Annotated in this window: 19 protein-coding genes and 1 pseudogene; 7 read left to right on the forward strand and 13 right to left on the reverse strand. The window is 68.4% G+C overall.

Annotated elements, in window-relative coordinates; translation table 11 throughout:
* Positions 1-21: 21 nt before the first annotated feature.
* The 6 genes from FPJ27_RS02730 to FPJ27_RS02755 all read right to left on the reverse strand — a co-directional run bounded on the left by FPJ27_RS02730 (position 22) and on the right by FPJ27_RS02755 (position 3,318).
* Positions 22-210, reverse strand: coding sequence for a DUF3008 family protein (locus tag FPJ27_RS02730; RefSeq protein WP_175961755.1), 189 nt, complete (start codon positions 208-210; stop codon positions 22-24).
* An 85-nt stretch (positions 211-295) separates the two neighbouring features.
* Positions 296-1,735, reverse strand: a complete 1,440-nt coding sequence (locus FPJ27_RS02735; protein ID WP_204420768.1) for an RNA polymerase factor sigma-54 — start codon at positions 1,733-1,735, stop codon at positions 296-298.
* Positions 1,736-1,955: 220 nt separating this feature from the next.
* Entirely contained in the window at positions 1,956-2,264 is a 309-nt protein-coding gene (locus FPJ27_RS02740) for a hypothetical protein (protein ID WP_072437849.1), read from the reverse strand.
* 25 nt (positions 2,265-2,289) lie between these two features.
* Positions 2,290-2,601: a hypothetical protein gene (locus FPJ27_RS02745; RefSeq protein ID WP_204420769.1), complete on the reverse strand. Its 312-nt coding sequence runs from the start codon at positions 2,599-2,601 to the stop codon at positions 2,290-2,292.
* Positions 2,598-2,840, reverse strand: coding sequence for a hypothetical protein (locus FPJ27_RS02750; protein WP_072437847.1), 243 nt, complete (start codon positions 2,838-2,840; stop codon positions 2,598-2,600). The genes FPJ27_RS02745 and FPJ27_RS02750 overlap by 4 nt, the downstream gene beginning before the upstream one ends.
* 175 nt (positions 2,841-3,015) lie before the next feature.
* Positions 3,016-3,318, reverse strand: coding sequence for a hypothetical protein (locus FPJ27_RS02755; RefSeq protein ID WP_034184667.1), 303 nt, complete (start codon positions 3,316-3,318; stop codon positions 3,016-3,018).
* 169 nt (positions 3,319-3,487) lie between these two features.
* Here FPJ27_RS02755 and FPJ27_RS02760 point away from each other — a divergent pair, with 169 nt between their 5' ends.
* The 5 genes from FPJ27_RS02760 to FPJ27_RS02780 all read left to right on the forward strand — a co-directional run bounded on the left by FPJ27_RS02760 (position 3,488) and on the right by FPJ27_RS02780 (position 7,163).
* Positions 3,488-3,742 (forward strand): hypothetical protein, encoded by a 255-nt coding sequence (locus tag FPJ27_RS02760; RefSeq protein WP_072437845.1) that lies wholly within the window; start codon positions 3,488-3,490, stop codon positions 3,740-3,742.
* A 94-nt stretch (positions 3,743-3,836) separates the two neighbouring features.
* On the forward strand, positions 3,837-4,268 hold the full coding sequence (locus FPJ27_RS02765) for a CBS domain-containing protein (RefSeq protein WP_034184469.1): 432 nt from the start codon (positions 3,837-3,839) through the stop codon (positions 4,266-4,268).
* A 95-nt stretch (positions 4,269-4,363) separates the two neighbouring features.
* Positions 4,364-4,846 (forward strand): PRC-barrel domain-containing protein, encoded by a 483-nt coding sequence (locus FPJ27_RS02770; protein ID WP_072437843.1) that lies wholly within the window; start codon positions 4,364-4,366, stop codon positions 4,844-4,846.
* Between the two features lie 193 nt (positions 4,847-5,039).
* Entirely contained in the window at positions 5,040-6,335 is a 1,296-nt protein-coding gene (locus tag FPJ27_RS02775) for an MFS transporter (RefSeq protein ID WP_034184471.1), read from the forward strand.
* Between the two features lie 45 nt (positions 6,336-6,380).
* The gene (locus tag FPJ27_RS02780; protein WP_204420770.1) at positions 6,381-7,163 is read left to right on the forward strand and encodes a substrate-binding domain-containing protein; all 783 of its coding nucleotides are present in this window, start codon (positions 6,381-6,383) and stop codon (positions 7,161-7,163) included.
* A 24-nt stretch (positions 7,164-7,187) separates the two neighbouring features.
* On the opposite strand, the gene dctA is transcribed toward FPJ27_RS02780, so the two are convergent.
* From dctA to FPJ27_RS02795, 3 genes are all read right to left on the reverse strand, one after another.
* The gene (dctA, locus tag FPJ27_RS02785; RefSeq protein WP_204420771.1) at positions 7,188-8,510 is read right to left on the reverse strand and encodes a C4-dicarboxylate transporter DctA; all 1,323 of its coding nucleotides are present in this window, start codon (positions 8,508-8,510) and stop codon (positions 7,188-7,190) included.
* Positions 8,511-8,553: 43 nt separating this feature from the next.
* Entirely contained in the window at positions 8,554-9,477 is a 924-nt protein-coding gene (locus tag FPJ27_RS02790; protein ID WP_204420772.1) for a LysR family transcriptional regulator, read from the reverse strand.
* 114 nt (positions 9,478-9,591) lie between these two features.
* The gene (locus tag FPJ27_RS02795; protein WP_204420773.1) at positions 9,592-9,762 is read right to left on the reverse strand and encodes a hypothetical protein; all 171 of its coding nucleotides are present in this window, start codon (positions 9,760-9,762) and stop codon (positions 9,592-9,594) included.
* Positions 9,763-9,927: 165 nt separating this feature from the next.
* On the opposite strand from FPJ27_RS02795, the gene FPJ27_RS02800 reads away from it, so the two are divergent.
* Positions 9,928-10,635 (forward strand): UdgX family uracil-DNA binding protein, encoded by a 708-nt coding sequence (locus FPJ27_RS02800; protein ID WP_239483128.1) that lies wholly within the window; start codon positions 9,928-9,930, stop codon positions 10,633-10,635.
* Positions 10,580-10,765, forward strand: a pseudogene (locus FPJ27_RS36240) (hypothetical protein); the annotation flags it as partial. The gene FPJ27_RS02800 and the pseudogene FPJ27_RS36240, both read left to right, overlap by 56 nt.
* Before the next feature lie 131 nt (positions 10,766-10,896).
* On the opposite strand, the gene FPJ27_RS02805 reads toward FPJ27_RS36240, so the two are convergent.
* From FPJ27_RS02805 to FPJ27_RS02820, 4 genes are all read right to left on the reverse strand, one after another.
* Positions 10,897-11,505, reverse strand: coding sequence for a DUF892 family protein (locus FPJ27_RS02805; protein WP_204420775.1), 609 nt, complete (start codon positions 11,503-11,505; stop codon positions 10,897-10,899).
* A gap of 54 nt (positions 11,506-11,559) precedes the next feature.
* Positions 11,560-12,165 (reverse strand): DUF4142 domain-containing protein, encoded by a 606-nt coding sequence (locus tag FPJ27_RS02810; protein ID WP_204420776.1) that lies wholly within the window; start codon positions 12,163-12,165, stop codon positions 11,560-11,562.
* A 151-nt stretch (positions 12,166-12,316) separates the two neighbouring features.
* Positions 12,317-12,886: a hypothetical protein gene (locus FPJ27_RS02815; protein ID WP_072437838.1), complete on the reverse strand. Its 570-nt coding sequence runs from the start codon at positions 12,884-12,886 to the stop codon at positions 12,317-12,319.
* Between the two features lie 52 nt (positions 12,887-12,938).
* Positions 12,939-13,238 (reverse strand): DUF2795 domain-containing protein, encoded by a 300-nt coding sequence (locus FPJ27_RS02820; RefSeq protein ID WP_072437837.1) that lies wholly within the window; start codon positions 13,236-13,238, stop codon positions 12,939-12,941.
* Between the last annotated feature and the right edge of the window lie 13 nt (positions 13,239-13,251).

The raw sequence follows: 13,251 nt of genomic DNA on the forward strand, positions 1-13,251 counted from the left end.
GCGAACACACGTCGTCGTCGATCACGCATCGTGCTTGTGCCTGGGTTTGCCGCGAACCGGCGTGGAAGCCATTCTCTCGAGTTCCTTCTCGCTCATCGACTTGGCCATCGACTTCGCCGGCGGCTTGAGGTCCTTCATCTTCGTCTCGCCGCGCTTGGCCGACAGCGCGGCCCCGGCAGCACGCTGCTGGGCCTGGGATTTTGCTGGCATGGTTGCGCTCCTCTCGTTGGCGCGCGCGATACGACGCAATGTCGGTGCAACGGACGGCACGCGCGCGGTTGGGTCGCCCGGGTCGTCATGCGGCGTCGCGGCGCCGCAGGTCGGCCGGCGGGATCTTCATCGCCTGGCGATACTTCGTCACCGTGCGGCGCGCAAGAAGGATGCCGCGCCCCGCGAGGTTCTGCGCGAGCGTGACATCGGACAGCGGATCGGTTTGACGCTCGGCCGCGATCATGTCGCGGATCAGCACCTTGGCGGCCGATGCCGAGCACACGCCCTTGCCCGCCGCCTCGAGCTTGCGCGGGAAGAAGTGCTTGAATTCGAACGTGCCGTGCGGCGTGGCCATGTACTTGTTGCCCGTCGCGCGCGACACGGTCGATTCGTGCAGCTCGAGCTCATCCGCGATATCGCGCAGCACGAGCGGCTTCATCGCGATCTCGCCGTAGCGGAAGAAATCGCGCTGCCGCGCGACGATGCATTCGCCGACGCGCTGGATCGTCTCGAAGCGCTTCTGCACGTTGCGGATCAGCCAGCGCGCTTCCTGCAACTGCTGGCCGAGCGGCGAATCGCGCTCGCCGCTCGACTGCGCGAACAGCGCCGCATAACGCTCGTGCAGGCGCGCGCGCGGCAGCACGGCCGGGTTGATCGTCACGATCCATTCGTCGCGCACCTGGCGCACGATCACGTCGGGCACCACGTAGTCGCCGCGCGTGCTGCCATAGTGATTGCCGGGGCGCGGATCGAGCCCGCGCACGAGCGCGCACGCCGCGTGCAGCGTCTGCGGGTTGCAGCCGATGCGCCGCTGGATCTCGGCCGTTTCGCGGCGCGCGAGCCGTTCGAGATGCTCGCGCGCGATCGCCTTCGCTTCCGCGAGCGCCGGCGTGCCTGCCGGGATCGCGTCGAGTTGCAGCACCAGGCATTCGGACAGCGAGCGCGCGGCGATGCCCGGGCGGTCGAGCATCTGCACGAGCCGCAGCGCGACCGCGAGATCCTGTTGCGACAGCAGCAGCGCCGGATCGGCCGCGACCAGCAAGTCGGGCAGCTCCTGGCGCAGGTAGCCGTCGTCGTCGAGCGCATCGATCACGATGCGCGCGGCTTCGCGGTCGCGTTTGTTCAGCGGGTAGAGCCGCAGCATATCGTGCAGTTGCTGATGCAGCGACGGCTCGGCGGCCATCCATTCGCCGGGCGACAGGCCGTCGGCGTCGTCGCCCTGGCGGCCCGTACCGCGCGGCGCGGGCGCGGCCGTATACGACACCTCGCCGTCCGGCGGGCGCACGTCGTCGGGTTCGGGCGACGCTTCGGGCGCGGCGGCTTCGGCCGCCTGCTCGGGCGTTCCGGCGGGGACTTCCTCTTCGCCGTCGCCCTGGCCGTCTTCGAGAAACGGATTCATGTCGAGCGCCTGCCGCAATTCCTGTTGAAACTCGAGCGAGGACAACTGCAGCAGCCGCAGCGACTGCTGAAGCCTCGGCGTAAGTGCGAGATGCTGCCGCATCTGCAGCGCAAGCGAGACGGACATCGAAAGCCTCCTGACGGTTCGGTTCGCGGTATTTCGTCGACAGGGTTTACGCAGCTTTCGTGCCAATCCGTCCATGCGCGCCGTGCCGGGGCTTTCGCGGGTTCGTGCCCCATCACGCAACCTGACGGGGCCGCTTTTTTACAAGCCGGCGGCAAGTTTGGGGCACGCATTTCGCGCGGCGCGATGCTCGGCGCGCATGCCGTGCGGCACACGCGACGCGTCAGTACTGCATCGGCGGCGGCGTGCCCGGCAGCCGCTGGTCGCCCTGCACGCCGTTCGGGCCCGGCGGCGGGACGTCGGCCGGATCGCCGCCGGTCGCGCCCTGCGGCATCGTGTTGCCCGGCGACGGGCGCGTCTCGTAGCGCGTATTGGCATCCGGCATCGTCGCGCTCGGCGGCGCCGCATGGCCGTCGGGCGGTGCGGGCGGCGCAGCGCGCGTGCCGTAGGTGGTGCCCTGCGTGCATGCGCCCAACGCGCACGCGGCGGCGAACGCGCATGCACCCGCGCGTATCGTCTGGATCGTGTTCATCGAAATCCTCCGTCGGATCGACGGCTCAGAGCCGGTTGAAATGAAAATCCCCCGCATACGAGGTGGGTGCGCGGCGCGCCATCATCACGTCGAATTCGGCCGCGACGCGCGTGAGCGTGCCGCGTTGCCGCTCGATATCCGCCTGTTCGAGCGCGGCGAACGCGTCGGCATCGAAGGTCACGGTCAGCGACGCCGGATGGCCGTCGACGCGAAAGCCGATATGCAATGCGCCGGCCGGCTGCTCCTCGACATGGAACGGCATCGCGCGCGCCTCGAAATGGCGGCCGAGCGTCTCGGCGATGTCGCGCAGCATGCCGGGTCTGATACGGATGCTCATTGCATGCCCTCCATTCGCGTTCGCGGCGCCGCGCCCGCTGGCGGTGCATGCACGGGCGGATCGCGCAAAGGCGGTTCGCGTTCCGGCGGCGCATGCCCGGGCGGATCGCCTTCGGGTTCGCGGTACGGTTCCGGCATGTCGGGCGGCACGTCGTCGGGATCGGGCGGCTCGGGGTCCGGCTCCACGTCGGGCATCGGCGGGTCAGGCCGGTGCAGCCACTGATCGCGGTCGTGATTCATCTGCACTCCATAGGGGCGCTTCGTTGCGTTGTCTGACGGATGCGGCCAGGGTCCGCAATCCGTGTGCCGTCCGTTCGCGGCACCCGCACGCCGGCGCTGCTGCGCATACGCGCGCGCCCGCGGCGCGCGCCGTGCATTCGCTACACCGTTCGCTGCAATTCTTGCAAGCGCGCTGCTACGCGTCGTACGCGGCCATCACGAGCCACAGCTCGCGGCCGTCGTCCCGCACACGCGCCGCCAGCGCATACGGGTCGGCCGGCTCGCATGCGCGCTGCAGCGCGAAGCGCGCCGGCTCGGTCGAGCCGAACGTCTCGTCGCCGAGCGGCCGCACGTCGGCCTTGCCCTCGAACATCCGGCGCTCGGGCCGGTAGATCAGCGGTTCGTGTTTCCACGTATCGAAATGGCTCTTCACCGAATCGAATCCGCCGCCGCATACGTTGATCTCGTAGCGTACGCCTGGTCGTCGTTTCGGAATCATCGTCGTGTCTCCGCTTGATGCGCGCACCGCAGGTACCGGGTGCGCCGCGCGTTGCTGCCATGGTCGTCTTCGTCTTCGCCGCCGACGTGGCAAATCGCGTGCCGCGTGCGATCCGGGAACGGCCGTTGCGGGAAATCGGCGTCATCGTCACCGATAACGGAGCTTCGCCATGAAGGATTCGACCCGGTCCGGCCACGACGCGCCGGAGCGCAAGCAGCGACCCTCCCCATCGCAGCCGCTGAAGCCTGAGGACCGCACGCACACGCGCCATTCGGAACGCCATATCGACAAGCAGCTCGAGGACACGTTTCCGGCGAGCGACCCGCCCGCGACCGGCGGCATCACGCGCATCGAGCCCGACACGCCGCCCGGCACGCACGACGAAGGGCCGTGGCAGGACAAGCGCGAACGCCGCGACAGATGACGGCGACGAACGACAGGCCGCGTGCGCCGCACGGCATGCGGTTTGCTGAATGTGCCGAAGCATTGCCCACACCCAACCCGCAAGGAGGAATTTCATGCATCGCGTCAACGAAATCATGTCGCAGGACGTCGTGTGCATCGCGCCGACCGACTCGATCCGCCATGCCGCGCAACTGATGGAGCGCTACGACATCGGCGCACTGCCCGTGTGCGACAACAACCGGCTGATCGGGATGGTGACGGACCGCGATCTCGCGGTGCGCGCGATCTCGGCCGGCAAGCCGCCGGAGACGCGGATTCACGAAGTCGCGTCGGGCCCGATCGAATGGTGCTTCGACGACGATTCGCTGGAAGAGATCCAGCACTACATGGCAGACGCGCAGTTGCGCCGCCTGCCCGTCGTCGATCACGACAAGCGGCTGGTCGGCATGCTGTCGCTCGCGGACATCGCGACGCGCTCGGCCGGCCCGACGCATGACGACGTCGCGAACACGCTCGAAGGCGTGTCGCAGCCGAGGCAGACGTGACGGGTCGAGCCTTTGCTTCGCCCCGTCCCGACCACCCGCGCGACCCGCGGCCCACCCGGGTACGATCGCGCACCACGCAGCCTGGAGGAAACACCATGCAGACTTCCAATCAAGGTCAGACCCGCATCATCGGCAAGGGCGCCGCAACGGCGGCCGGCCCCGGCCCCGACGTCATGGCGGCCAACACGCTGGAAGGCGACAAGGTCTATACGACCGACGGCGACGACGTCGGCAAGATCAAGGACATCATGCTCGACGTGCGCTCGGGCCGCATCGCGTACGCGGTGCTGTCGAGCGGCGGCCTGCTCGGCATCGGCGACAAGCTGCTCGCGATCCCGTGGAGCGCGCTGACGCTCGACACCGAGCGCAAGTGCTTCCTGCTGTCGGTATCGTCGGAGCGGATCAAGAACGCTCCCGGCTTCGACAAGGACCACTGGCCGGCAATGGCCGATCCGCAATGGGCCGAGCCGCTGCATGAGTACTACGGCAGTACGCCGTACTGGAGCCCCGGCGACGAACTCGGGCTGACCGATCCGACCGAGGAACTGAACAATCCGCGCACACGCGACCCTCATTGAGCGTTCGCGACCGGCCGACACGCCCCGCGCATGCGGGGCTTTTTTTCGTCTGCCGGCCGCCCCTATTGATAACCATACGACATCAATTCATCCAAAAATCGCACTTATCGTTTCTCCGTCTCCGGGTGAACATTGCCAAAACGACAATCGATCGCCTTCCGCGCATTGTCAGGATTTTTCTGGAGACACCCCGATGCACCCCTCGCCCAGCCTTCCGACCGGACGTTCGAAGGCCGCCGCGGTATTCCGCGTCACGGCCGGCAACTTCCTCGAGCAGTTCGATTTCTTCCTGTTCGGCTTCTATGCGACGCAGATCGCCGCCGTGTTCTTTCCCGCCGCGAGCGAGTTCGCTTCGCTGATGATGACGTTCGCCGTGTTCGGCGCCGGCTTCCTGATGCGGCCGCTGGGCGCGATCGTGCTGGGCGCGTACATCGACGACGTCGGCCGCCGCAAGGGTCTCATCGTCACGCTGGCCATCATGGCAAGCGGCACCATCCTGATCGCGTTCGTACCGGGCTACGCGACGATCGGCCTGCTCGCACCCGCGCTCGTGCTGATCGGTCGACTGCTGCAGGGCTTTTCGGCGGGTGCCGAGCTGGGCGGCGTGTCGGTCTATCTTGCCGAGATGGCCACGCCCGGCCGCAAGGGCTTCTATACGAGCTGGCAGTCCGCCAGCCAGCAGGTCGCGATCGTCGTCGCGGCGGGCCTCGGCTTCGCGCTCAATCAATGGCTCAGCGCATCGGCCATCGCCGCATGGGGATGGCGCGTCCCGTTCTTCGTCGGCTGTACGATCGTGCCGTTCATTTTCATGCTGCGTCGCAATCTGGAGGAAACGCAGGAATTCAAGGCGCGCCGGCATCGTCCCGGCATGAAGGAAGTGTTCGGTACGCTGGTCCAGAACTGGGGCGTGGTACTCGCAGGCATGATGCTGGTCGCGATGACGACCACGAGCTTCTACTTGATCACGGTCTACGCGCCGACCTTCGGCAAGACGGTTCTGCACCTGAGCACCGCGGACAGCCTGCTCGTGACGCTGTGCGTCGGCGTGTCGAATTTCGTCTGGCTTCCGATCGGCGGTGCGCTGTCGGACAGGATAGGCCGCCGGCCGCTGCTCGTCGGCATGACGGTGCTCGCGATCGCGACCGCCTATCCTGCGCTGTCGCTGCTCGCTCATGCGCCGTCGTTCGTCAACATGCTGCTCGTGCTCCTGTGGCTGTCGTTCATGTACGGGATCTATAACGGCGCGATGATCGTCGCGCTGACGGAAGTGATGCCGGTGGAGGTGCGCGTGGCAGGCTTCTCGCTCGCCTACAGCCTCGCGACGGCCGTATTCGGCGGCTTCACGCCCGCCATCTCGACAGCGCTGATTCACATGACCGGCGACAAGGCTGCGCCGGGCTACTGGATGAGCCTCGCCGCGGTGTGCGCGCTGCTTGCGACGTTCGCGCTCTATCGCCGCCGGACGCCGACGCTGACACCCGCGCACTGACGCCCCATGCCGAGCAACCTGCCCCGACTCCGCACGACCACAACCATGAAAAACCTGCTCCTGAAACTGTGCGCGACCGCGCTCGTCGCCACCTCCGCAGTCGCCCCGAACGTGCAGGCCGCCGAGCTGCACGTGATGAGTTCGGGCGGCTTCACCGCGGCCTACAAGCTCCTTGGCCCGCAGTTCGCGTCCCGCACGGGCAACACGCTCGACACCGCGCTCGGCCCGTCGATGGGCAAGTCGCCCGAGGCGATTCCGAACCGGCTCGCGCGCGGCGAGCCTGCCGACGCGGTGATCATGGTCGGCTACGCGCTCGACGATCTGATCAAGCAAGGCAAGGTGATCCCCGGATCGCGCGTCGAGCTGGCCGATTCCCGCATCGGCATGGTCGTGCGCGAAGGCGCGGCGAAACCCGACATCAGCTCGACCGAAGGCCTGAAGCAGGCGCTGCTGCACGCAAAGTCGATCGCCTACTCGGATAGCGCGAGCGGCGTCTATATCGAGCGGGAGTTGTTCAGGAAGCTCGGCATCGAGGATCAGGTGAAAGCGAAGGCGAAGATGGTCCCGCGGATCCCGGTCGCGTCCGTGGTCGCGAACGGCGACTACGAAATCGGCTTCCAGCAGGTGAGCGAACTGCTGCCCGTCCATGGCGCGACCTTCGTCGGCAAGATTCCCGAATCGCTGCAGTCGGTCACACGCTTCGCCGCCGGCATCCCCGTCGGCGCGCAACATCCAACGGAAGCGAAGGCACTCCTCGACTATCTCGCGTCGCCCGACGTGCAGCCGGAAGTGAAGTCGACCGGACTGGATTCCGTCTCCGCACAGTAAGCACGAACCACGGGAAGGCGTGCGTCAGACAGCCTTCCCGTCGCGCCCGGCGTTGTCCGCGGCATCATCGGCGCAGTTCAGGTTCGCCGGCTCGGCCGCGCTCAGCATCCGCGCGAGCCGCTCACGATCGCACTCCCCTTCCCACGACGAAACGAAGATCACCGCGCACGCATTGCTGATCACGCTCGTCAGCGCGCGCGCCTCGGACATGAAGCGATCGATGCCGACCAGCAGCGCGACCCCGGCAACCGGCAGGTCGGGCATCACGGCGAGCGTCGCGACGAGCGCGACGAGCCCGCTGCCGGACACGCCGGCCGCCCCCTTCGACGTAAGCAGCATGACGGCAAGCATCGCCGCGATTTGCGGCGCGGAAAGCGGCACGTCGCACGCCTGCGCGATGAACAATGCCGCGAGCGTCAGGTAGATCGCGGTGCCGTCCAGGTTGAACGAGTAGCCGGCCGGCAGCACGAGCCCCACGACGCCCTTGTCGCACCCCAGCGACTCCAGCTTGACGATCAGCCGCGGCAACACCGGCTCGGTGGACGAGGTCGCGAGGACGATGAGCAATTCCTCGCGCAGGTAGCGCAACAGCCGCCACAGCGCGAAACCGTGCAGTCGTGCGAGCGGCGCAAGCACCAGCGCGACGAACAGCACGCAGGCCACGTAGAACGACGCCATCAGCCTCGCGAGCGAGCCAACCGAGCCGATGCCGAAGCGGCCCACCGTGAACGCCATCGCGCCGAATGCGCCGAGCGGCGCGAGCCGCATGATCATCGCGAGCACGCGAAAGACGATCTGCGCGACGCCGTCGATCAGCGCCAGCACGGGCCGACCGGCCTGCGGATACGCATTCAGCGAAAAGCCGAACAGCAGCGACAGCAGCAGCACCGGCAGCACCTCGCCCTTCTGGAACGCGCCGAGCATCGTATCGGGGATCACGCTCAACGCGAACTCGACGAGCCCGTGCGGTTGCGCATGCCGTACATATTGCGCGAGGATGCTCGAATCGAGATGGCGCACGTCGACATGCATGCCGGCGCCGGGCCGCAGCACGAACGCGGTGACGAGCCCGAATGCGAGTGCGGCGGCGGTCAGCAGATAGAACAGCACCAGCGCGCGCACGATCGTGCGCCCGATGGCCTTGCCGTTCGCCAGCGACGTGATGCCGGAGACGATCGTGCAAAACACGATCGGCGCGATCATCATCCGCACGAGGCCGACGAATGCATCGCTGAGCGGCTTGAGCAGCGAGCCCGCCGACGGCCAGAAGTGGCCGACGCTCACGCCGAGCACCATCGCCAGCAGAACCTGCACGTAGAGCGAACGGAGCGGTCTTGCCAGCCTCACGATGCGGTGTTCCCCGATGTCCTGTTTGTGTTCTTTATCTTCGTCACTTCGATGCATCGCTGCTTGCGGCGCCGCCGCGTTTCGCATCGACGATCGCCCGGTGAAACTCCTCCGCGGCCGGCGTCAGCGGGCGCCCGCGCCGTTTCACGATGCCCACCCGGCGCTTGACCACCGGTTCGACGAGGGGCACGCTCGTGAGCACGGGATGGTCGTGTCCGGGCATCGCCATCGACGGTACCGCGGCGACGCCGAGCCCGGCTTCGATCAACCCGAGCAGGGTCGTCACGTGGCGCGTCTCGCACACGCTCGGCGCCCGCGGCGCGACGGTCGTCAATGCCTGGTCGAGCAGCAGGCGGTTGCCGGAAGTCTTGTCCACCGACACATACTCGTACTCGTAAAGCTCGTTCCAGGTCACGCGCTTCTTGCGCGCGAGCGGATGGTCGCGCCGGCACGCGGCAACAAACCGTTCCTGCAGCAGCAGCTTGAACTCGATCTCCGGCTCCTGGCTGCCCATGAAACTCACGCCGAAATCGGCCTCGCCGCTGATGACCGCGCCCAGCACCTCGTTCGCGCTCGCGTCCAGCAGCTTGACCCTGATGCGCGGAAAGCGGCGATGATAGCTCGCGATCACGTTCGGCAAGAAGTAGTAGGCCACCGACGGCACGCATGCAATCGTCACATGACCGAGGCGGCTCGACGAAACGTCGCGGATGCCGAGCAGCGCGACGTCGAGATCGTCCAGCAGTTGCTCGGCGCTCGGCGCGAACACGCGCCCGACGGTGGTCAGCGTGACGCTGCGGGTGGTGCGCTCGAACAACCGCACGCCGAGCGCTTCCTCGAGTTTGTCGATCCGGCGACTCAGCGCGGGCTGCGAAATGCTGATCGCGTCGGCGGCCTTTCGGAAGCTTCCCAGCTCCACCACCGCGCGAAACGCCTGCAAGTCGGTCAAATCGAAGTTGATTCCCACGGGCCACGCCTCCGCATTTCAGATGCCGGGTATTGTGCATGATTCGGGCAAGCTCACCCAGCCCGGAGATGCCCGGCTCCTGCGCCCGCTACGCGCTGTGCCGCAGCGCATCGATCACGACGGAGAACGCGCGCAATGCCTGGCGGCGATCGCCGTCGCGCTCGTATGGTGCGGCACGTCGACGGCGGCCGGATCGTCGCCGGGGATGGGTTGCATCGCGTCTCTCCCCGTCAGCGGATGCAGGCCGGCCGTAAGCTGCGCGCCCATGTCGACTGCATGCGGCATGCCGGTTGCTCCATGTTCCGTATCGTCGATATGGGAGCCATCGATGCGCGGGATGTCGATTTTCCAGCCAGGCCACGCGAGCGCGTCGCTTGCCGCGTGCAGGCCGGCGCGTCGGTTCGCGCAGGCAGCCGCATGCGGCGCGCGAGCCCGCTCAAGAGGCGCCGCATGACGCGCCAGGCGGCCGCTCGTCCGGCCCCTGCCGCCCGCGGAGACGACGCGCCGGCGACGCTCGACGTGTGCCGACGCTGCGCGCTGTGGGAACACGCGACGCAACCGGTTCCGGGCGCCGGGCCCGTCGACGCAACGATCATGCTGGTCGGCGAGCAGCCGGGCGATCAGGAGGACCGCAAGGGTTTGCCGTTCGTCGGCGCGGCCGGCCGCATGCTCGACCGCGCGCTCGACGAGGCCGGAATCGAGCGCGCGCACGTCTACCTGACGAATGCGGTCAAGCACTTCAAATGGGAGCCGCGCGGCAAGCGGCGCCTGCACAAGACGCCCGCGCAACGCGAGGTCGCCGCGTGCCGCTACTGGCTCGAACGCGAGCTCGACGCGGTGCGCCCGCGCGTGATCGTCGCGCTCGGCGGTACCGCGCTGCGCGCGGTGCTGCAGGACAACGACGCGACGCTCGAGCGCACGCGCGCGCCGGTGCGGACCGCCGAAGGCCGGCTGGTCGTCGCAACCTGCCATCCGTCGTATGTGCTGCGTACCCGCGGCGCCGACTCTCGCGAACACGCATACCTGACGCTCGTCGATGCGTTGCGTACCGCGTCGCGCCTCGCGCGCGGCCACGGCGACGGCCAAGGCCACGGCGACCAAAATGGCAACGACGGCAGCAACGGCGGCCGGCCGGGCGCATCGGGAGACGCCGGATGAGCGGCCTGCGCCGCGGCCTGCGGCCACGAAGCCGTGGTACCGGCGGCTCGGCCCGGGCCTGCTCGCGGGCGCATCCGACGCCGACCCGAGCAACGTCGCCGTCTACGCACCGGCGGGCAGCCAGTTCGGTTCAACATGCTGTGGATGGTCGTCGGCATGCCGACGTGATCCGGCTCCGGCGAATCGTTGCGCCCACAACGTGATGGCACGTGATGGCAGCCAGGCCGCCGGCAATCTGCCGCTGCCCGGCTGCCGCTCCCGTTACATCATCTTGCCGCGCGAGCGTTCGGCACGCGCCGCATCGGCCGCCGATTCGACCTTCTTCACCTCCTCCGGCGGCGGCAGCACGGCCTTGAAGCCCATCGACTCGATCCACATCTCGCGTGCCCAGCCGCGCGTGTGGTACAGGTGGTGATCCTCGTCGGCCTCGACCTCGTCGTGCGCGCCCTTCAGCACCTTCGCGGCATCGCCCGACAACTGGTCGGCCGCATAGCCGATCAGCTCCCAGTTCAGGTGGTCCTTGGTCTCGGCGAGCACCACGCATTCGGCCGCGACGATCTGCGCGACGGCCGGATCGGCCTGCTTGCGCGCCTGCTCGATCACGTGGACGAGCGACTTCCCGGTGGCCGCCACCGCGCTGCGCCCGGGCGACTGCGCGTCGGGATCCATGCCGAGCGTATCGAACACCTTGCGCAGCACCTCCTGATGATGGAGCGTCTCGCGGTGGTACTTCTCCCATTCCTTGTGCAAATCCTCGTCGGTCGCGCACTGCAGCGCAGCCTCGTAGATATTCGCGCCGCCAAGCTCGGTTTCATACGCCTGACAAAGCAGTTCGCGGATGCCTTCGTGCTTCTGTTGCCGGTGTGCCATGAACGTCTCCAGGATACGGGCCGCACATGCGGCCCGGGGTTGAACGGGCACGCGTCATTGCGCGCCCACCTTGCGCTCGAGCGCCTGCGCCAGGCTCAGGTGATGCCTGAGCGTCGGCAGCACGGCGCTCGCGAACGCGCGCAGTTCGGCGTCCCCGCCCTCGCGCGCCTCGCGTTCGAACAGCGCGACGACCTTGCGATGCGCATCGGGGCCGGCCGCCGCGACGTACGCGACGTCGAAATCGTGGCCGCTCTTGCCGCGCAGCGCCTCGACGTCCGGGTCCACGATCTGATCGGCCTGCGGCTTCATGCCCTTGCGCGCGGCAATCTCGTTCAGCCGCGCGTTCGCCTTGCCGTGATCGGCCACCATGCGCTGCGCGAACGCGCGCACGTCCGGCGACTGCGCCTGCTTCAGCGCAAGCTGGCTCGCCTGCACCTCGGCCTTGCCGGCGATCGCGGCCTTGTCGATGAATTCCGCGTCGCCGCCCTGCGGCGCCTTCGCGATCCGCGCATCGCCCGCGCCCGACGACGGGTCGATCACGCCGCCCGGCGCGCGCGAATTCGACGCGGGCGGCCCGCCCGGCATCTGCGCATGCACGAGGCCCGGGACAGCGAGCGCGAGCGCGGCGAGTGCTGCGATCGTCCAGTTGAAGTGCTTCATCCGTCTTCTCCTTGCTTGGGGCGGCCGGGACCGACAACCGCCAGCCGCCGCCGATCGAACCGCCGTTCGGGCGCGATGTCCGGCCCGTCCCGCCCTCGCGTGCCCTCGCGTGCCCTCGCGCGACCGGACGCGAGCGGCGCGTTGCAGCCGATCAGTTCGTCCTGCTCCCCGACGCGGCGGCGTCCGGCCGGCGCACCGGATCGAAGTCGCGCCATTCGCCGTCCTGCCAGTCGCCTTCGACGCGCTCGATCGACATCGCGCCGGTCGCGCGCAGCACGTCCTCCGCCGTGTTCGCGGTGTCGGGCGTCACGCGCGCGGCCAGGATCACGCCGGTGTCGCTGTGCGCGAGCGCGCCCTTGCCTTCGACGCGCTCGCCGCGCATCCGGCCGAGCGCGCCGCCGAGCGCGCCAAGATACGCGCCGGCCAGCGCGCCGGCGGCCGGCACGAACCACTCGCGCACGCCGAGTGCGTAAGCGGCCAGCCCCGCGACGACGCCGATCAGCAACCCGCGCATCGCGCCGATCATCGCGCCGCGGCCGCCCGGCTTAGCCGCCGAGTCGGCATATACGTCGCCGCCGATCGGAAAGCGCGCATGCTGGCCGCCCGGGTTCAGGAAGAAGATCGACACGTCGTCGGGGCCGAACGCGCGTTCGTACAGGTAGCGCGCCCCGCCTTCCGCTTCGTCGAACGTCGTGAAGCGGCCTGCGACGATCATCGCCATGTTCGTGCTCCTCGTGACGGTGCGCCGCGTGGGCGGCGCGACATGGCGGCGCTTACATCAGCCGCCCGAGTTCCTTCGACACGGACGCCGGCGTGCCGTATTCGCGATCGGGAATGCGCGTGAGCAGGTCGATCACGCCGCGGTCCGCATGCGCGCGCTCCGCGCACTGGACGACGTCCGCCTTGCTCGCCGGATAGTCGAGCCCCTTCAGCGTCTTCCGGATGTCGACCGGGCCCGGCGCCTTGCCGTGCCCGGTCTGGTGGCCGCCCTTGTCGCGGTCCTGCACCGCGCGCTCGCCTTCGTGCGAACGCGAGCGGCTGAGTTCGTGGCCGGTGTGCAATCGGGATGTCATCGAAGCCTCCTTC

The organism is Burkholderia sp. MS455, from assembly GCF_016899445.1.
In the GTDB taxonomy this organism is placed as follows: Bacteria; Pseudomonadota; Gammaproteobacteria; order Burkholderiales; family Burkholderiaceae; genus Burkholderia; species Burkholderia pyrrocinia_C.